This is a genomic window from Rossellomorea vietnamensis NBRC 101237 (assembly GCF_001591825.1).
Lineage (GTDB): Bacteria > Bacillota > Bacilli > Bacillales > Bacillaceae_B > Rossellomorea > Rossellomorea vietnamensis.
In genome coordinates this window covers 1-19443 of record NZ_BCVQ01000027.1, presented here as the reverse complement: position 1 = coordinate 19443, position 19443 = coordinate 1, and the positions used below count along the sequence as shown (strand labels likewise).

At 45.5% G+C, this 19443-nt stretch carries 17 protein-coding genes; 2 read left to right on the top strand and 15 right to left on the bottom strand.

The features are described 5' to 3' along the window. Positions 1-12 precede the first annotated feature (12 nt). From BVI01S_RS14055 to sppA, 8 genes are all read right to left on the bottom strand, one after another. Positions 13-852, bottom strand: coding sequence for an EcsC family protein (locus tag BVI01S_RS14055; protein ID WP_061810670.1), 840 nt, complete (start codon positions 850-852; stop codon positions 13-15). A 316-nt stretch (positions 853-1168) separates the two neighbouring features. Continuing rightward, complete coding sequence (locus BVI01S_RS14050; RefSeq protein WP_034756211.1) at positions 1169-2362, bottom strand: acetate kinase; 1194 nt, start codon at positions 2360-2362, stop codon at positions 1169-1171. A 290-nt stretch (positions 2363-2652) separates the two neighbouring features. Beyond that, positions 2653-3639 (bottom strand): class I SAM-dependent methyltransferase, encoded by a 987-nt coding sequence (locus tag BVI01S_RS14045; RefSeq protein ID WP_408005903.1) that lies wholly within the window; start codon positions 3637-3639, stop codon positions 2653-2655. A gap of 129 nt (positions 3640-3768) precedes the next feature. Beyond that, a complete protein-coding gene (tpx, locus tag BVI01S_RS14040) occupies positions 3769-4269 on the bottom strand; it encodes a thiol peroxidase (protein WP_034756208.1) in 501 nt (166 codons plus the stop codon). A gap of 128 nt (positions 4270-4397) precedes the next feature. Next, positions 4398-4874 carry a GerW family sporulation protein gene (gene ytfJ / locus BVI01S_RS14035; protein WP_034756205.1) on the bottom strand — a complete coding sequence of 159 codons (477 nt, stop codon included), beginning with the start codon at positions 4872-4874 and terminating at the stop codon, positions 4398-4400. Positions 4875-4889: 15 nt separating this feature from the next. After that, positions 4890-5600, bottom strand: a complete 711-nt coding sequence (locus BVI01S_RS14030) for a DUF2953 domain-containing protein (RefSeq protein ID WP_061810669.1) — start codon at positions 5598-5600, stop codon at positions 4890-4892. A 287-nt stretch (positions 5601-5887) separates the two neighbouring features. After that, positions 5888-6340, bottom strand: a complete 453-nt coding sequence (locus tag BVI01S_RS14025; protein ID WP_034760383.1) for an RDD family protein — start codon at positions 6338-6340, stop codon at positions 5888-5890. Positions 6341-6432: 92 nt separating this feature from the next. Beyond that, positions 6433-7443 (bottom strand): signal peptide peptidase SppA, encoded by a 1011-nt coding sequence (gene sppA, locus BVI01S_RS14020; RefSeq protein ID WP_061810667.1) that lies wholly within the window; start codon positions 7441-7443, stop codon positions 6433-6435. Between the two features lie 150 nt (positions 7444-7593). On the opposite strand from sppA, the gene BVI01S_RS14015 reads away from it, so the two are divergent. Beyond that, positions 7594-8394, top strand: a complete 801-nt coding sequence (locus BVI01S_RS14015; RefSeq protein WP_034756196.1) for an NAD kinase — start codon at positions 7594-7596, stop codon at positions 8392-8394. Between the two features lie 88 nt (positions 8395-8482). Here the strand turns inward: BVI01S_RS14015 and rarD are convergent, their stop codons facing one another. The 6 genes from rarD to BVI01S_RS13985 form a co-directional block, all read right to left on the bottom strand. Continuing rightward, complete coding sequence (rarD, locus tag BVI01S_RS14010; protein ID WP_034756193.1) at positions 8483-9397, bottom strand: EamA family transporter RarD; 915 nt, start codon at positions 9395-9397, stop codon at positions 8483-8485. A gap of 73 nt (positions 9398-9470) precedes the next feature. Continuing rightward, entirely contained in the window at positions 9471-11066 is a 1596-nt protein-coding gene (locus BVI01S_RS14005; protein WP_061810666.1) for an amidohydrolase, read from the bottom strand. Between the two features lie 114 nt (positions 11067-11180). Next, a complete protein-coding gene (gene mbcS / locus BVI01S_RS14000; protein ID WP_061810664.1) occupies positions 11181-12764 on the bottom strand; it encodes an acyl-CoA synthetase MbcS in 1584 nt (527 codons plus the stop codon). Between the two features lie 352 nt (positions 12765-13116). Then, positions 13117-13320 carry an alpha/beta-type small acid-soluble spore protein gene (locus tag BVI01S_RS13995; protein ID WP_034765764.1) on the bottom strand — a complete coding sequence of 68 codons (204 nt, stop codon included), beginning with the start codon at positions 13318-13320 and terminating at the stop codon, positions 13117-13119. An 86-nt stretch (positions 13321-13406) separates the two neighbouring features. Continuing rightward, complete coding sequence (thiI, locus tag BVI01S_RS13990; protein ID WP_061810662.1) at positions 13407-14618, bottom strand: tRNA uracil 4-sulfurtransferase ThiI; 1212 nt, start codon at positions 14616-14618, stop codon at positions 13407-13409. After that, positions 14615-15766 (bottom strand): cysteine desulfurase family protein, encoded by a 1152-nt coding sequence (locus BVI01S_RS13985; RefSeq protein WP_061810660.1) that lies wholly within the window; start codon positions 15764-15766, stop codon positions 14615-14617. The genes thiI and BVI01S_RS13985 overlap by 4 nt, the downstream gene beginning before the upstream one ends. 325 nt (positions 15767-16091) lie before the next feature. Here BVI01S_RS13985 and brnQ point away from each other — a divergent pair, with 325 nt between their 5' ends. Continuing rightward, the gene (brnQ, locus tag BVI01S_RS13980) at positions 16092-17432 is read left to right on the top strand and encodes a branched-chain amino acid transport system II carrier protein (protein ID WP_061810658.1); all 1341 of its coding nucleotides are present in this window, start codon (positions 16092-16094) and stop codon (positions 17430-17432) included. A 62-nt stretch (positions 17433-17494) separates the two neighbouring features. Here brnQ and ezrA read toward each other — a convergent pair whose 3' ends face one another. Further along, positions 17495-19192 carry a septation ring formation regulator EzrA gene (gene ezrA, locus BVI01S_RS13975; protein WP_061810656.1) on the bottom strand — a complete coding sequence of 566 codons (1698 nt, stop codon included), beginning with the start codon at positions 19190-19192 and terminating at the stop codon, positions 17495-17497. Positions 19193-19443: the final 251 nt, after the last annotated feature.

Sequence of the window (19443 nt, the reverse complement as noted above, 5' to 3'; positions counted from 1 at the left end):
TCATTCCCTTTTTTATTGTTCATTTTTCTTATCGCGCAAATAGCGGTATTGATAATATTTTTCGGCAAAATCAGTGATCTTCCTGGAAAGCTGATAATTGGATCCCGCTCCGATGGCAATGCTGACAAGAGGCAGACCCGACCACTTCTTCCCCTTAAACATGGTGATGGCCATCGCTTTCAGTGCCTGCTTCATGGACCCCTCGAGCCACGTATAGTCCGTCAACTGCTCCGACCCGTCGTAGAAGTAATTGGAATCCTTCTTGTTCAAGTCCTCCATCAGATCCTCCCACGCAAGGGCACGGAGCCTTGAAGGAAGAGTCGCCGCATGAAACACCTTCAGTGAGGTCATCATTTCAAACGGAGTCTGAACATCGAATCCATACGTGATGGCAATGAGCTGCACCGAACGGAGATTGATAACGAGCATGGCAGGCAGATCCGATCCAAGAGCCACCAGCCCCCCGGTACCCGTTACCCCTCCCTGCAACAGGGAATAGATGCGATGGCGTCCCGCATGCTGTTCCGCTATGTAATGAAGCTGGTCAATCGTTAAATAATGAAGATCCTCGACCGTCTGAATGTCCTGATTGAAAGCCCGCGCCGTCACAAGGATCCGCTCCCGTGCGTCATTTTGCATCTGTGAACCTTGAATCAGGGAATGCATATGAAATAACCAGCCATCAACACGCTGAAAAAACTGATCCTGAACATCTTCAGGAATCGATTCAAACGCGTAATCCAGCCATTTCACATATGTATGCTCCAAATCATTCGCTTCATATTCATACAACTCTTCTCTCCAAGCCTTGATCGACTGCCATACCTGATTATCTCGTTCTGACCAGTTCACTTCTCTCCACTCCTTACATTCCTTAAATTACGTATAGTATACCATATATGGAATGGACAAATCCTTTGTGACGGGGATAATGGTGGGAATAGTCAGTATTCTCTATTCGCAAAGAAAATCCGACAATCCGGCATGATTCATTGGTATGTCGCATGATAGAAGTGGATCTCGCATGAAAGTTTAAATACACGCATGATTATCGTAGATCCGGCATGATCCAGGTCATTTTCCGCATGATTCCTCATTTTTGAGGTCCGTCCCTCTTTTTCCCAACAAAAAAACAGGACCGCCATAGCTGGCGATCCCATTTCATTTATTAGATATTCCCTTTTTCCACAACATCACGAGCGATCATGACTTCTTCATTCGTCGGAATGATCATGACTTTTACCGGTGAATGCGGGTAGTTGACGAATGCTTCTTTACCACGGACCTGATTGCGTGCAGGATCCCAGTATACGCCCATGAATTCCAAGCCTTGAAGGACTTTTTCACGGATCAATGTACTGTTTTCACCGATACCTGCTGTGAAGACGATCGCGTCTACTCCGTACATGCGTGATGCATAGGAACCGATGTATTTGTGGATACGGTTAGCGAACACTTCAAGAGCCAGTTCCGCACGCTCGTTACCTTCTGAAGCCTGCATCTCGATATCACGAAGGTCACTTGAGAATCCTGATACACCAAGCATACCGGATTTCTTGTTTAGGATATTCAATACTTCATCAGCCGTTGATCCTGTTTTCTCCATAATGAACGGGATAAGGGCCGGGTCAATATTACCTGAACGAGTCCCCATGGCAACACCGGCAAGTGGTGTGAAGCCCATGGATGTATCGATGGATTTACCGCCTTCGATCGCTGCGATACTTGCACCATTCCCTAGATGGCAAGAAATCAGGCGCACTTGCTCTTCCGGACGGCCAAGCATTTCAGCTGCACGCTGAGATACATACTTATGGGACGTACCGTGGAAACCATATTTACGGATTCCGAAATCTTCATAGTACTCATACGGAAGGCTGTACAAGAATGAGCTTTCAGGCATCGTTTGGTGGAACGCTGTATCAAACACAGCAACCGCAGGAACAGTCGGCAACACACTTTGGAATGCCTTGATTCCCGTTAAGTTTGCAGGGTTATGAAGTGGTGCCAGATCAGAAAGTTCTTCGATTTTGTTAATCACTTCGTCAGTGATCAGAACGGATTCATTGAAGACTTCCCCACCGTGTACGACACGATGTCCGATTCCTTCGATTTCATCAAGTGAGTTGATGATGCCATAGCCTGTCAGCTTTTCTAGCAGCATTTTAACCGCTACTTCATGGTTCGGGATATCCGTTACTTCTTCACGTTTCTCATCGTTCACTGTTATATTGAAAACCGCATCGTTCAATCCGATACGTTCAATTAGACCTTTAGTAATGACTGTTTCTTCAGGCATATCAAAAAGCTGAAACTTTAACGAAGAGCTTCCAGCATTAATTGCAATCACTTTTTTTGCCACGTTGTATCGCTCCTTTTGTTTTCGATCTATCGACTCTACCATTATTCTGTTCATTGAATCGTTTTTTATCTCTCAATTCCCCATTAAATCACTGACTCCACCCTATTTCAAGAAAAAGCTTGAAATGACATCGTTTTCATGTTAAATTAAATGTTTTCACAAAAATGCGAATACTCCCTGAAGGAACGGTTGATAAACTGAAAAACCATCGATAAACTCCTCACTCCCTGCATACCCCGAACACCCATTCAATAAAACGCCAAAAATAAAAGACCGCCAAAAGGCAGTCTTTATTTATTCTGTACCAACCACTGATCAATCTTCGACAGGATATCCTGAAGGGCTCTCTGATTCGATAGGCTTGGCAGTTGAGCAAGCAATACCTCTTTAGGAGGCTTGATTCCTTCTTTTTTCTTTTGAAGGATCAGGATGCTCTTCGCCGAGTTTTTATTTTTAAACAGTGAAAGTGGCAGCTGCAGGAAGCCCTGGATGTCGGCTTTCTCTTTCAGATATCCTTGAAGCTGTGCGCTATGCGGCGATTCGAAAAGGCCGTTTGGCACGATGAAGAACAGGTATCCGCCATCTTTCGTATGCTTCAGGCTTTGTTCGATGAAGAGATGATGGGCATACGAGTGGCCTTCATCCGCTTTCAGCTCATAATCCTGGGCGCGCAGGTCGTTCGGGTAATACCCAATTGGCAGGTCACACAGGACAAGGTCGACGGGATCGATGAACAACGGCTCCAATGAATCCTGGTTAAAAAGCTGCAGTGGATGCTTCTGAAGATCGGCTCCCACGTAGGCAAGTTTGATGAGCACTTCATCGATTTCGACACCGATGGACTGGGTTTCTTTACCCGGCATCTGGTTCAACACCGTCGTCAGGAGATTCCCCGTTCCGATCGCAGGGTCAAGGACGGTCAGCTTATTCATGCCCGCCGTGAATTTATTCACCAGGTAGCTGATGAATAGTCCAAGTGAGTCCGGCGTCATTTGATGATTCGGCTGTACGTTTTCCTTCATTCCTTTTAAAATAGCGAATTGGAACGCTTTACGGATATTTTCATTCTCAAGTTGAGAAACGTTTGCTTCGTCATATTTTTTGTTCAGACGCTTCTTGGTCAGTTCACTGACTTCTTCCTGGAGGACGTCCCCCTGAAACAGGTTCTCCACCGTTTCCGCAACGGCTTCTAAATAACTGCAGGCAAGTTCATCCTTCAGCAGGGTGGCCGTTTCATCGATTATTCCAAATAATGATTCGACTGGCGAATTTATCATGGGCATTCATTCCTTTATCACAATTTCATTCATCTATTTTACCTTTGTCGGGGACGTTTGTAAAAAAAACAATGCTGACCATGAGAAAGTCAGGTCAGCATGTCTTAAAGAATATTCTGGTTGGACGGATTACTTCGCGTTTTTCACTGCTTCTACGGCAGCGTCATAATCCGGATGGTCAGTCGCTTCGCTTACATATTCCACATACGTTACTTCATCATTGCTGTTTACAACGAATACAGCACGTGCCAGAAGACGAAGTTCCTGGATGTGCACGCCGAATGCTTCACCGAAAGAAAGATCGCGGTGATCGGAAAGGGTTTGGACATTTTCGATTCCGTTCGCTCCGCACCAGCGTTTTTGTGCGAATGGAAGGTCCACTGAAATCGTCAATACTTCAACATTATCAAATTTCGTTGCTTCTTCATTGAACTTGCGTGTCTGTGCATCACAAACACCTGTATCGATGGAAGGAACGACACTGATCAGACGTACTTTGCCCTTGGAATCATTCAGTGTGACTTCCGATAGATCATTAGCTAATACTGTGAAGTTGGGAGCTTTGTCGCCTACTTTAACCTCATTACCTAATAGAGTGACAGGGTTATTCTTAAACGTGATATTTGCCATTATTTGTTCCTCCTCTATGAATAGTATGTACCCTTTCATAGTACAGAAAAAGGGAGGGGGAAAGCAAATCATAGGGGTCCTTTTCAAAAAAAAGATGAGCTCACTCAGTCGAGTAAGCTCACGATCATTTACAGCTCCATCTTATGATTTTGATTGTGCTGTCCGTTCTGATCCCCTTTATTGCCGTCCTTTTTCATCATGCCCTGAATCTTTTCGATGGCACCAGGAGCAAGGTCCAGCAGGCGATCGATCAGGTGAGTGCTTTCATCTAAATGAAGCATCTTGATCCCTTTCGAACTGACGATCAAAAATGCGATCGGTGTAATGGAGACACCGCCCCCGCTACCTCCGCCAAACGGCTGCTGCTTAGGGGATGACTTGTCACCGCCGCCTTCTCCGCCTTTACCGCTGTCGTCTTTCCCCTTACTGTCGATGATGAACTCACTACCACCTGCAGCAAACCCAAAGCCTACCTTTGAAACGGTAAGGATGACACTTCCATCGGGTGTTTCAACGGGATCACCGATGATCGTATTCACATCGATCATTTCTTTTAAATTTTCCATTGCCGTGGTCATCAGACCTTCAATCGGATGTTCTGACATATGAAGACCTCCTAGTTAAACTGAATGTTTTTCTCCAGAAATGGTGGAAAGGGGCTTTGTCTTGAACTTAGCCATACCGCCTCTCCAGTACCGAAGTATCTTGAAACCTACTAGGATAGCATTCCCTATGCGAAACTGGATAATACATGAAAATTGCGTTTGGATCACTGCATGCTGAAAAGTCGGGGTCACCTCGATGACAGGCATAGATTGAAGGCGTATATACCCACTCAGGATGCCTATGATACTCCCCTTCATTCCCCAAATCGCACCAGTCAGCGTCCCCGTCGATGCCGCATCCCCTGTCCCGAATAAAGTCTTCCACTCGACCTGATCCATTTTGACTTTTTTAAGAAACCCACGGATGATCCGGTGCATGGACTGGACGTGGATGACGATTTCCTTTGTATCATGTAAACTCGCAATGAAATCGTGAGGCGTGATCTTCTTTTTGGAAGCCTTTTTCTTGGAAGGATCGCTCTCCTTCCCTTTTTTCGTTTCCTGTTCGACCACAACATTCGGACCGTCGTCATCAAGCTTCACGAGGGGTATGTCGATCGTATATTTGATCAGACCTAACCACGCCCTCAGCTTCACCTTGAAATGATCATTGTCATTTCCATGGTACAAGGAGATTGTGATGGTCAGCTTCGTGATAATAAGAGTGAATAATAGAAAAATAAAAAGTGCCGCAATAATGATTAACGTCCAGATCCACCAGCTCATAAATTCACACCCTTCAACCTCTTATTATGGCCTTTGTTGGGGAAAATAAACTCCGGTGAGATGAAAATGTGGGGGGAATCGGCTCTTGAGGATGGGTCCTGAATGGGGATTGCGTCCTTTCGGGTGGTGATTGCGTCATTTTTTGACTTATTGCGTCATTTCCCGGGAGATTACGTCACAATTTTTATAATTGCGTCATTTCATCAGGTCATAGCGTTATTTTCTATAAAATGTAATTAAAACACAAAAAAACAAACCCGCCACATCAGCAGGTTTGCTTCTCTTCCTCACACAGCCGGAGTAAATTCCAGCTTCTTCTTTTCCTGAACCACTGTCGTGTCCGCAAACAGATCATGGATCCCTTGTTTCTTATGGGTAAATGCCACCACCACATATAAAATAAAGATGGTCGTCGAGATGAACCGGCCGATCAGTTCCCTGAAGAGGATGGTTCCCCATGATGGCTTCGTGCCCTTCAACTCGATGACCCGGATGCCGAATACCATTTTGCCGATGGTCTGGCTGAAGTATTTCGTCATCAGGATAAAGTATCCGTAAAAAACGATGCTCGTCAGAATTGAGATTGGGGCAAACATCGAGCCGTCGGATAAGGAAATGTCCAATAGTTTAAAGATTGGATTCACGATCAGCCGCGTGATGCTGCCGATGACGATCAGATCGACCAGATACGCCCAGAATCGGATCCAGAATCCCGCCAAATAATATCCGTCGTGGGGGATGGTCTTTGAAAAGTCAGGAGAAGATGATTGGACTTCGATATGCTCCCGTGTTTCATTATGTTCATAGCGATCACTCACTTCATTCACCTTCCTTATTCAGAATAGAGATACATCAATCGTGGAGAGCCCGGGTTTGATAGAAGCTTCATCAGTGCCGCCGCTTCCATATCCTGACCCATCATTTTCTTTGCACCCATACTGAAGAATTCGGAGAAAGGATCGCCCGCCGTGTATTCAAATACTTGTGCATCTTTCAATTTATAATCCTTCTTCATCGCGGCAATCGTATCTTCCACATAGCCGAATTCATCAATCAGATTGACTTCCTTCGCCTGGATTCCATCGTAGACACGTCCGTCGGCAATCTTCTTCACTTCCGCTTCAGACATATCACGGCCTTTAGCGATGACATCCACGAAACCTTCATACGAATTATCGATCATGGATTGAATGATCTTCCGTTCTTCATCGGTCATTTTACGGGTCGGACTCATAATGTCCTTATACGGCCCACTCTTGATCGTGACAAAATCGACGCCGTATTTCTCAGCAAGTTCCGAGTAGTTGATGCTGTGCATGATAACCCCGAGTGAACCCGTGAGCGTTTCTTTGCTGGCGAAGATTTTTGTAGCCGGTGCTGATATGTAGTAGCCTCCGGATGCCGCCGTACCGCCCATCGATACATAGATTGGCTTCTTCGTTTTTTCCATGATTTCAACTAGCTTCGAGTGGATCTGTGCACTTTCCACTACACCGCCGCCTGGAGAATTCACTTTTAAAATGATCCCTTTGACTGATTTGTCTTTTTCAACGGCATCAAGCTTATCCATAAAGAGCTCGTGGTTATAGCCCGGGCTTTCGAATAAGGAACTTGCACCACCTGTATCCTGGATGACACCTTCCACTTCAAGGACCGCGATCCGTTTATTCGCATTCCCTTCATCGATGATTTCCTCGGAGAATGGATTGTCCGTCCCTCCGAACATGTCTTCAAATGCTTGATTAACATCACTTGTCACAGCAGAGGTCGCAAAGTTGACGATTACCGAAACAAAGAATAATGCGCCAGCGATTCCTAATGCCGTCCACCTTTTTGCATTCATCTGTATATTCCTCCCTCGTTTACCCTATCTTATGTAAGGATATGAATATCATTCTCATGGGGAAACATGATAGAATATTCACTAAGTTAGATTCTAGCAAAATTTCATGTAAATGGGAAAAATTATCTTTTATCCTGGGAGGTACATACGATGAATAACCGTCGAAATATCTTTTTCTATGCCCTTCATCAAGAAGGAATGCAGGCCAAACTTGATCAATTATATGAACTGGCAAGGCGATATGACTTCAATATAGTAGAATCTTCGAAGAACGCGAATATCATCGTCAGCATCGGAGGCGACGGAACATTCCTTCAGGCCGTCCGGCAAACCGGCTTCAGGGAGGACTGCCTGTATGCAGGTATTTCAACCGGCGGCACGCTGAGCATGTACTGTGACTTCCATATTGATGACACATCCAAGATGATCGAAGCCATGACAACCGAGCAGATCGAAGTACGTAAATACCCGACCATCGAAGTGACCGTCGACAATCAGACGTCCTTTCACTGCCTGAATGAATTCAGCATCCGCTCCGGCATCATCAAAACCTTCGTCATGGACGTCTTCATCGACGACAAACATTTCGAAACATTCCGGGGCGACGGCATGATCTTCGCGACTCCGACGGGTAGCACCGCTTATAACAAATCCGTCAACGGCGCCGTCGTCGATCCCATGCTCCCTTGCATCCAGGTGAGCGAAATGGCTTCCCTGAATAACAACCGCTACCGTACACTCGGATCCTCCTTCATCGTGAGCGGCCAGCGCCGACTCGTACTGAAGATCGTCCAGGACGGAAACGACTACCCTGCCATGGGAATGGACAATGAAGCATTAAGCATTCAGCACGTGGAAAAAGTCGAAGCGAAACTGAGTGACAAAGTCATTAAAACGGTAAAATTGAAGGATAACTCGTTCTGGGAAAAAGTGAAGCGTTCGTTTTTGTAGGTTGAATGGGTTCTGAAAATGGTGTTTTACAATACTAACTAAATTTCACACAAAAACGCTCCAGTCAAAATGACTGGAGCGTTTTTCATCATGCCGACAATCTGGCATCCCGTCTGCGTTTCCTCGCATACTGTACACGCGATGCGGTGAAGACCGTCAAGGCGAGCCAGATGAACATGAACGAAACGAGATGGGTAACAGAAAACTCTTCATGATACATGAATATACCGAGTATCAATGTGATCGTCGGGGCGATATACTGCAGAAATCCGACCATGTACAGCGGGATCTGCTGGGCACCCTTTGAGAAAAACAATAATGGAATCGCTGTCGCTGCCCCGGCTCCCATCAGTAGAAGGTCCGTCCCTACTGAAACGTGAAAGAGGGAAAGGGTTCCTTCTTGCCACATGTAGCCAAGGTAGATCAGAGATATTGGTGCGATGGTCATCGTTTCGAGTGTAAGGCCGATGGATGATTCCACCTGGATGAGCTTTTTGGCTAATCCGTATAGGCCGAATGAGAAAGCGAGTCCGATGGCAATCCAGGGAAATTCCCCGTATGAAAGAGTCAGGATCAGCACCCCGATGGCGGCTAATCCAAAGGAGATGACCTGTGCCTTCGACAGGCTTTCCTTCAGGATGAATACGCCAAGCAGCACGCTGACCAATGGATTGATATAGTAACCCAGGCTTGCTTCCACCATCTGATTCGTATTCACGGCCCATATGTAGATAAACCAGTTCGTACTGATCAACAGTGAAGCAAGCAGCAAAGCGAATAACTGCTTCTTTTTGGTGAGAGATGTTTTCAGATAGTTGGTGAATTCCTTCCAACGCTTGCTGACGAACAAGAATAGAAGCATGAACCAGAACGACCAAAAGATGCGGTTGGCAAGGATTTCATCCGCCGACACATGATTGACCCATTTCCAATAAATCGGCAGTATCCCCCATAATAAGTATGAAAATGCCGTATACAGGATCCCGGCTTGATCTTGCTTCATAAAAACACCCCCAAAACTATTTCTATTTCCGAAATATCTCCATTATATCGGTGAAAAGTTTTGGGGGCAATGATTATTTATTTTTTTTATAGACGATGGTCTCGTCGACGATCGTCATATCGACGACTTTGCCAAGTATTTGGTCCGTATCGACGTTGAACGGGTCGATATCCAAGACGGTGAAGTCTGCTGTGTACCCTTCACGGATCTCCCCTCGGTCTTCCTCATGGTGACAGGCGTACGCGCTTCCCTTTGTGAAAAGGGATATCGCTTCATACATCGACAGTTTTTCTTCGGGACGATACACGGTCCTGTCGGGGTCCAGGGGATTCGTACGGGTAACCGCCGCATGGATTCCCCAAAGCGGATTGATCGGTTCGATCGGTGCATCCGAGCCGCCTGCACACGGGATGCCTTCGTCAAGGAGCGTTTTCCACGCATAGTTGTACTTCATGTTTTCTTTTCCGAGTCGTTCAACGACCCACGGGAAATCCGATGCCACAAACCTCGGTTGGATATCCAGGATGAGAGGCAGCCCTTTGATCTTCTCGATCAGTTCTTTTCGGAGGATCTGGGCATGGATGAGCCGGTCCCGTCTGCCATGAAGGCTAGGTGCCTCCAGGATGCTGTCTACGACATTTTCAAATGCCTGATCCCCGATCGTATGGACGGCAATCGGCAATTCATACTTCCTTGCCTTTTTCACAAGCTCAAGAAGTCGCTCGTTCGTGTGGATGCTGACTCCATTCGTGCTTGGATCATCGGCGTACGGATAGCTTAACAGTGCCGTCCTGCCACCCAATGCACCATCGGCGAAAATTTTCATGGCGCCGAACTCAATGAATTCATTTCCGCTCAGGAACTTATGGCCACCTTCCTTCCAATCCTCAATCACTTCATGATGGACGAGAAGATGAGCCCTGAATTTCCTATTGCCTTCATTAATGGCCTCAAGGAACGCATTGTATGTTTTCTTGAAGTTTCCGTAATAGCTCAGGTCCTCCGTATGTCCACCGACCAATCCATGCTCCCAGCAGCTTTCGATCCCTTTGGTCAGGGCTTCGACAAGATACTCGGAGGAAATGGCAGGCAGGGCATCGACCATCAGATCCTGTGCCTTATCCTTTAATAAACCATTTAAACCGCCTTCATCATCTCGTTCGATCAAGCCGCCTGCAGGATTCGGGGTGTTCTCGTCGATGCCTGCATGTTTGAAGGCAAGCGAATTCACCACCATGGCGTGCCGGCAGATCCGTTTTAGAAGCACGGGATGGTTCGGAACGACTGCATCGATTTCCTGCTTGGTCAGGACCGCTGCATCACTCCAAAGATTCTCATTCCAGCCTTCCCCGATGATCCATTTTCCTTCTTCGACGCCTTGGGCTTTTTCCTTGATGGCATCCAGCACTTCACGCTTGCTGTTCATACTGGAAAGATCAAGCCTCATCAACGTCTCACCGTGACCGATGAGATGCATGTGACTATCGACAAATCCCGGGAACATGATCTTTTTCTCTAAATCCACTACTGAATCAATCGTGAACTTCCGCTCTAATTCTTCCGCTGTACCTAAACCTTTGATCAGACCGTTCTCTGTAAAAACCGCTTCCACATGATGTCCTTCGTGTTGCATTGTATAGATGGTGCCGTTTCTCCATAAAGTACCCATGATGCATTTCCTTCTTTCCTAAAAGTCTATTTCTCAAATGTATCATATTATAGGAAGATTCTGAAATGAAAAAACCATAAAAAATAGAGAGCCTTATAGGCTCCCTATCCGTGATCAGTTTTTCACTGAACTCAGTTCTTTTTGTCTCAATTCAATCCTTCTGATTTTTCCTGATGTCGTTTTCGGCAATTCCTTCACAAATTCAATCTTGCGCGGATATTTGTAAGGAGCCGTTAAGTCTTTCACATGCTGTTGGAGGGAAGGGATCAGTTCGGGATCGTTTTGCTCCACATCTTCGCGTAAGACGACAAACGCCTTTACGATCAGTCCCCTTACTTCATCGGGACTTCCCACGACGGCACATTCCTGAACCGATGGATGCTTCACGAGGGCATCTTCCACTTCGAAAGGTCCGATCGTGTAGCCTGAACTGATGATGATATCATCCCCACGGCCTTCAAACCAGAAGTAGCCGTCTTCATCCTTCTTCGCTTTATCTCCCGTAATATAGTAATCTCCCCTGAACTGCATGGCCGTCCGTTCGGGATCTTTATAGTAATTTTTGAACAGGGCAGGCGTCTCTACGTGAACCGCGATGTCTCCCACTTCTCCGACTTCACAAGGGTATCCTTCATCATTGATGATTTCGACCCGATTCCCAGGCGTCGGTTTCCCCATGGACCCCGGTTTCAGTTCCATCCCTTTCATGATCCCGACAAGGAGGGTGTTCTCCGTTTGACCGTAGCCGTCACGGACTTCGATCTCGAAGTGTCTCTTGAAGGCATCGATGACTTCCCTGTTAAGCGGCTCCCCAGCCGACACGGCGCTGTGCAGGTGGTCGAGCTTATAGGTGCCCAGATTATCCACTTTGGCCATCAGGCGATACTCTGTTGGCGTGCAGCATAGGACGTTGACATGGTTATCCTCGAGCATCTGAAGATATTTGTTCGGGTCGAATTTCCCTTGGTACACAAGACCTGTGGCACCTGAACCGAGGACAGACAGGAACGGACTCCAGATCCACTTTTGCCAGCCTGGACCTGCCGTCGCCCAAACCGTATCCCCTTCTTCGATGCACAGCCATTCACGCGCCGCTGTTTTCAGGTGAGCGTATGCCCATCCATGCGTGTGGACAACCCCTTTCGGATTTCCCGTCGTCCCTGACGTGTAGGAAAGGAAGGCCATATCGGCCCGTTTTGTATCAGCGAATGACAGATCTTCAGAGACCGATTTCATTTCTTCTTCAATGGCAAGCCAGCCGTCCTGCTCTTCCCCTACTACGAATTTCTTGAGATTTTCCATGCCCCTTACGTTTTCAAACTGCTCGACGAACGGAGAATACGCTACAATTCCTTTCACATCCCCGTGATCGATCCGGTATTCGAGATCCTTTGTCCGAAGCATCTCAGAGCTTGGAATTACGACAAGCCCGGATTTTAGTGCTGCAAGATAAACAGCATATGCCTCAATTAAGCGGGGAACCATGACAAGGATGACATCCCCTTTCTCAAGGCCCTCCCCTAAGAAAACGTTTCCAATTTTATTTACATTCTTCAATAATTGTTTGTATGTAATATCTTCTTTTTTACCTTCTTCATTTTCCCACTTGATGGCAAGCTTCTCTCCATCACGTGCAAACTTCTCCACTTCTTCCACCAAATTGTACTTCTCCGGTGCGATCAATTCTTCCCTCTTCACTTATGACTCCCCCTTGTTTGTCGATTCTTCTCTATTATACAAAATAATTTTAATTTTTTAAATTATTTGGTTATATTCTATCATCGTCAATATGTGAGATTATTCGACAAACGGTCTGGGATATAAATAAATTTAGATTAAGTACGATCAATCTCTATAAAATATTTTTTAGGCTCACTTGTAGCACCGCTATTGATTTCCGTGCAAGACTTCGCTTTCCTCCGGGCGGAAAGCGAGCACCTGGAGCGGAAATCAACCACTACTCGCTTCTTAAATTTTCAAAAACAGCCTTCTTTTTTATACAAATTGAAAAGGAGCGGGGAATCCCGCTCCTTGTAGCCATTGTATTTAATTATTTTGAATATCCGCCACCGATTTGTTGTTCAGCCATTTGAACTAAACGTTTAGTGATTTCACCACCTACAGAACCGTTAGCGCGTGCTGTTGCATCTGGACCAAGTTGAACTCCGAATTCAGAAGCGATTTCGTATTTCATTTGGTCGATTGCTTGTTGAGCTCCTGGAGCTACTAATTGATTTGAACTGTTGTTTGCCATGTGTTTTCACCTCCTTGTTGAATATAGATTGTGTCAAAACACATGGCTTCATACAGTTATTTTCTTTGGTAAATTATCCTAAATTTTTAGAGTAATCCGTCAAACGTATTTTCTACATTCGAGCCTGTAGATAAGTCGATTGTCATCGTTTCTGTACCGTCCACGGCTTCTGTAAGGAGGGTTTCGAAATCAACGAAGCTTTCATAGTACTCCACTTTTTCTTTTTTAGGTCTAGTTTTCGGTGCAGGCGGTGTAAAGATCGTACAGCAGTCTTCGTAAGGAAGAATGGAAATGTCATGGGTATCGATTTTTTGCGCGATATCGATGATTTCAAGCTTGTCCATGGCGATGAGCGGTCGTAACACCGGTGTATTCGTGACGTCGTTAATCGCCTGCATGCTCTCAAGCGTCTGACTCGCCACCTGGCCGAGGCTTTCCCCGGTAATGAGTGCCAGTCCTTCATTCTTCTCACGGATCTGATCCGCGATCCTCAGCATCATCCGTCTCGTCGACGTCATCGTATAGTTTTCAGGAACCTGATCATGAATCGTTTGCTGCACTTTCGTAAATGGGACGATATGCAGCTTCACTTTTCCGCTGAAGGCAGAGAGCTTCTTCGAAAGGTCGATTACCTTTTGCTTCGCCCGTTCACTTGTAAACGGAGGGCTGTGAAAATGGACGGCTTCGATCTCCACTCCTCTTTTCATCGTCATATAACCGGCGACTGGACTGTCGATCCCGCCTGAAAGCATCAGCATCGCCTTCCCGCTCGCCCCGACCGGCATTCCGGTGGATCCTTGATAAATTTCAGAAGAGAGATAGACGCCTTCTTTTCTCACTTCCACATTCAGTTGAATGTCTGGATTCTTTACATCCACCTTGAATCCATCCAAATTGCGGAGGATATAGGACCCTACTTCATAGTTTAATTCATTCGTGTCGAGTTCAAACTTTTTATCCGCTCTTCTGGCAGCCACTTTAAAGGTTTTGCCGGGGGAAAAGCTCTTTTGAACGAGAGCAAGTCCTGCTTTCATGATGTCCTCCATATTTTGAGGGACTTTGACGACTGGACTGAATGATTGGATCCCGAAAATCTTTTCAAGTCTTGGAATGATTTCTTCTGCGTTTTCGTCTCCCAATTGAATGTGGAGGCGATCCCGGCTCGCTGCAACGGAAATCGTCGGGAAATCCTTCAGCGTGTGCAAAATATTTTCACGGAGCTTGGCTGTGAACATCTTACGGTTTCTTCCTTTGGTTGAAATTTCACCGTATCGTACGAGTATGCGATTATATTTCATCTTGATCTCCTCATTGTATGTTGTAAGTATTGAATTTCTTTATTTAGTAAACCAATAAATTCTTGGCATTCCTCCATCGTATTATGGAAGGACAGGCTGATCCGGATCGAATTAGCGGCAAGGTTGTCCGGTACACCCATGGATAAGAGGGTCTGACTGGGCTTGCTTTGCTTTGATGAACAAGCGCTTGTCGTCGATACATACACTTCATGCCGGTCGAGGGCGTGAATGAGTACTTCCCCTTTAAAATCCGCCACTGAAAAATTCAGAATATGGGGGGCGTGATCCCGTGCCGGTGTATGAACCGTCACACCTTCGATTTTCTCCAGCTCTTCCTTTAGGAATTGATGATTTTCTTCCATTATAACCAACTTCTGTTTACTTTCTTCCATATGCATCCGGAGTGCCTTCGCGAAGGATACGATCCCGCCGGTGTTTTCCGTGCCGCTTCTGAGGTTCCCTTCCTGCTCGCCTCCTGAGAGGATGGGCGAAATTTCAAGTCCGTCCCTCACATACAGCATGCCGGTTCCTTTGATGCCATGAATTTTATGGGCGGATAGGCTGCATAAATCGATGAGCTTTTCGTCGAGAATAAGGGGGACCTTCCCGCATGCCTGTACGGCATCGACATGAAAGAGTATCTTGGGATAATCATTCAGGATCTCAGCGATCTCCCTGATGGGCTGCACGCTCCCGATTTCATTATTCACCTGCATCACCGAAACAAGGATCGTGTCATCCTGGATCGCCTCTTTCAATTCTGAGGGACGGACCTTGCCCTCTGGATCCACATCGAGATACGTCGTTGTATAACCAAACGATTCTAACTGCTTAAAGGCATTGATGACGGAAGGATGCTCTATTTTGGTCGTAATAATATGCTTCCCTCTGTTGCCGTATTGCAGGGCGGTTCCTTTTATCGCCAGATTATTTGATTCAGTCCCGCCAGAGGTGAAGAATACCTCTTTTGTTTTTATCCCTAATAGGGAAGCGATCTGCTCCCTGGATTGTTGAACTAACTTTTCCACCTGACCACCGAACGAATGGATGGACGATGGATTGGCATAATAGCTTTCATTTACTTTCAGGAATGTGTCCAGCACTTCCTTATATGGCTTGGTTGTCGCACTATTATCAAAATAAATCAAGTTTACACCTTCTTTTACATGACGCTTTTATACTCAATCATTAATCTTACCATAAATCCTGCCCATCCCAAATGAAATTCATTTCGGCATAAGGATTCATTATAGTAGAAAAACGATTTTTCACATCATTCACAAATATTTTTTCATTTTCCAAAAATTATTATTGAAAAATGACAGAATTTTTGCGAGAATCTAAAAGGTGGCAGAAACGGAAGTTATTTAAATATACTAAATTGTAAGACTATTTAGTTTTTCGACATTTTTCTACAAACTTATGATAAGATATTTTTTGCTTATGATAACGATTACAAACGGAGGGGTATATATGAACGAGAAAGCGCTATCATTCAGTCAGATCTTGACGATTGGATTAATGCTCTTCGCTCTTTTTCTTGGAGCAGGAAATATGATCTTCCCGCCATTCCTGGGGCAGCAGGCCGGAGAACATGTCTGGACCGGTATCATCGGCTTTCTTATTACGGGAGTGGGGCTACCACTGCTTGGTGTCATCGCCATTGCGAAGTCCGGAGGGGATCTTCAGACACTCGCAAACCGCGTACATCCATTATTCGGACTTATCTTTACCATTGTTATGTACCTGGCGATCGGGCCGTTTTTCGGAATACCACGGACCGGGACCGTCGCCTATGAAATCGGGGTCATCCCCTTCTTACCTGAAGATACAGCAAAATACGGTGTCTCTTTACTGATTTATACGATTATCTTCTTTGGATTGACGGCATGGCTTGCAATGAATCCGTCAAAGCTAGTCGACCGTATCGGGAAGATCTTGACTCCTTCCCTCATTGTCATCCTGACAGTTCTAGTGGTCAAAAGCATCATCAGTCCGATGGGAGACTTCGGTGCACCGCATGAAGCCTATCAGGATGGACCATTATTCAAAGGATTCATCGAGGGATACCTGACCATGGATACGATCGCTGCTTTAGTGTTCGGGATCGTCGTCATCAATTCCATCAAAGACCGCGGTATTACCAATAAGTCCAGCCTGACACGCATCACGATCATTGCCGGATTCATTGCGGCTGCAGGACTTGCCCTTGTGTATTTATCCTTAAGCTATATCGGTGCGAGCAGTACGGATTCCATCGGTGTTCAGGCAAACGGTGGGGCGATCCTTTCAGCTGCAGCGAGCCATTTATTCGGTTCAATGGGGACGATCATCCTGGGACTTGCGATTACGTTTGCGTGCATTACGACATCAGTCGGACTTGTGTCGGCATGCTCACAATTCTTCGCCAAGATCCTGCCGGTATCCTACCCTAAATTGGTGATCATCATTTCTCTATTCAGCATGATCATCGCCAATATCGGATTGACTCAGTTGATTGCCGTCTCTTTACCTGTTCTAATATTCATTTATCCATTGGCGATCGTACTGATTCTTTTATCATTCCTGCATAATGGATTCAACGGTTACTCCCTTGTGTATGTAGGGGCATTGATTCCAACGGGTCTGATCAGTCTGATCGATGGCATCAAGACCGCTGGCGTCGACGTGACGGCCATCAGTCAATCTCTTGGATTCCTTCCGTTCTATACTCAAGGAATCGGCTGGATTGTTCCGGCTATGATCGGTGCCATCATCGGATTCGTCATTGCCGTACTCGCAGGACAAACCAAACGGACGATTGAAGCCAGTTAAGTTCAATCGTCTTATAAAAAAAGGACTGATGTAGATTGAAATATCTACATCAGTCCTTTTATTTATGATCGATCTTCAAGATCCATCATCTTCTCGATTTTCTTCAATGCGCCCGGCTCCACCTTCTCGATGGTTGTGGCCGCTTCTTCCAACGCTCTGCGGTAATCATATTGACGGAAGGCTTGTTCAGCCGTCTGAAGACCTTCCCGTACCGAACTATATTTGCTGCGGTAGCGATTTCCGTACTGAATGATCTTCTCGGATAAAAGAACATTCTCGATCAGATCTCCCGTTTTCGTATAGAAATGGTCGACCGTATCCTCGGCACCCAATAATGTTTCCTGGATGAACTTCATGTTTAAAGGCTTTTCCGTTAAGCTCGCATTCACTTGCTCGATCTTACGATGGACTTCATCAAGAAGATCCTTGTAATCGGCAGGCAATCCCGGTACATTGCTTTTTGAAATCATCCGGCTTGCTTCAGCCACCTTTTTCTTAAGCTCCTGGATTTTTTCCCTTGTAGCCAATTCATCCTTGCGGAGGTTCTGCAGATAGACGGAGAATTCACTTTGCTGTTGATTCAGTTCTTCCAGTCCACTCCTGATATCTTTCAGCTCATCACTTAAATTCGAGAAAGCCGTCGCATTCGTTTCTTCCTTATGCATCAACATTTCATGTCGCTTTGAGAGCTGGATGATCTTCTTATCAATCTCGTTCGGTGTGCTAAGGTCCGCATCATGTAGATGGTAGCCTTGCTTCACGATGCTTACTTCCGATTGAATCTCATCATTGTCTTCCTTTGCCTTGATGAGCCCTTCCGTCGTTTGGTCTCTATACTGCTCTACAAAATGTTTGGCATGGACTTCTTTTTCCAGTAAATCGTAAAGGCTTTCCACCTTCACTTTTATTTCCTGTATGCCTTCTTCCACTTCCTCGACCTGAAGCTCCTCAAGGTTTTTATTAAAGTGTTGAAGGGTTTCCTTTAATGAGGCCACTTCCTTGTCCACTTCAATATGATCAAGGGTGTAGCCCTGATCCTTCATCTCGATGTATCCTGCTTCAAGCTCGGACAATTGGGACGGCAATACGTTCTCAAAGTCGGTGATCAGTTTCGGTACCGTCTCCATTTTGTAGGCAACCAACTTCATTTCCTCTGCAAGGCTGAGGACGATCTCCCTTGCGTCCAGATAGTTCCCCTGCTCTGTCAGCTCATTGAACTGATTGATTTTTTCAGAAAGCTTATCAAGGACTGCTTCCATATGCTTTGCCGTTTGACCGTATGTATGACGATAGGCGAGCAATTGTTTCTTGCTGTTTCGGAATTCTTCTTGAAGGGCCAGGATTTCTTCGCGGTTCTTCTCTTCACTGCCGACCAGTTCATTTAATTCGCTCAGGATCTGCTCGATCTTCTTTTCGATATCAGTGAGAACCTGATCGATTCTTGACAGGACCTCTTTGGTTTTATTAAAGCGAAATTTATCAGTGTACTCTTCTGCATCGAATAGTAGTTCTTCAACATCAGGAAGCTGCACAGCAACAATCTCATCCCAACCCTGTCTCCAGCCGTCAAACAATTCTTCCGTCTGACCTGTCATATTCAGTTGCTTCACTCTGGAAAGTTCGTCTGAAACCGGTTTGTTCATAATATCTATTTTCCAGGCTTCATACCGATCGATTTCGGCGTAATATTTCTTTCTAGAGATAAATCCGATTAGGAATACGATTAAGATAAGTATTATTCCAGCGATGACGTATTGCATCTTAAGCCCCCTGTTCAACTATTCAGTAGACATCTATATGAATGTGAATGTTTCATTAATAATTTGTCATTGCTATAATGATACCATGTTAACGACATTTTTTGACTATTAATTTCTGATTTTTTAGTGATAAAAGTCAATTTTAGCAAATTTGAGGGGAAATGGGTATGATTATTGGGTTGGGTGCTGATTTGGCTAGTTGTTTTAAACCGTTTGGATGAGTGACTGCTGGTTGATTTCCGCTGCAGGTG

What these genes read in the sequence shown, in the direction of transcription:
- sppA (WP_061810667.1), bottom strand. Translation starts at nt 7,443, where the DNA reads ATGAATGCAAAAAGGTGGACGGCATTAGGAATCGCTGGCGCATTATTC.
- brnQ (WP_061810658.1), top strand. Translation starts at nt 16,092, where the DNA reads ATGAACGAGAAAGCGCTATCATTCAGTCAGATCTTGACGATTGGATTA.
- BVI01S_RS13995 (WP_034765764.1), bottom strand. Translation starts at nt 13,320, where the DNA reads ATGGCAAACAACAGTTCAAATCAATTAGTAGCTCCAGGAGCTCAACAA.
- BVI01S_RS14005 (WP_061810666.1), bottom strand. Translation starts at nt 11,066, where the DNA reads ATGGGTACTTTATGGAGAAACGGCACCATCTATACAATGCAACACGAA.
- rarD (WP_034756193.1), bottom strand. Translation starts at nt 9,397, where the DNA reads ATGAAGCAAGATCAAGCCGGGATCCTGTATACGGCATTTTCATACTTA.
- BVI01S_RS14045 (WP_408005903.1), bottom strand. Translation starts at nt 3,639, where the DNA reads ATGATAAATTCGCCAGTCGAATCATTATTTGGAATAATCGATGAAACG.
- thiI (WP_061810662.1), bottom strand. Translation starts at nt 14,618, where the DNA reads ATGAAATATAATCGCATACTCGTACGATACGGTGAAATTTCAACCAAA.
- BVI01S_RS14030 (WP_061810669.1), bottom strand. Translation starts at nt 5,600, where the DNA reads ATGAGCTGGTGGATCTGGACGTTAATCATTATTGCGGCACTTTTTATT.
- ytfJ (WP_034756205.1), bottom strand. Translation starts at nt 4,874, where the DNA reads ATGTCAGAACATCCGATTGAAGGTCTGATGACCACGGCAATGGAAAAT.
- ezrA (WP_061810656.1), bottom strand. Translation starts at nt 19,192, where the DNA reads ATGCAATACGTCATCGCTGGAATAATACTTATCTTAATCGTATTCCTA.
- BVI01S_RS14015 (WP_034756196.1), top strand. Translation starts at nt 7,594, where the DNA reads ATGAATAACCGTCGAAATATCTTTTTCTATGCCCTTCATCAAGAAGGA.
- tpx (WP_034756208.1), bottom strand. Translation starts at nt 4,269, where the DNA reads ATGGCAAATATCACGTTTAAGAATAACCCTGTCACTCTATTAGGTAAT.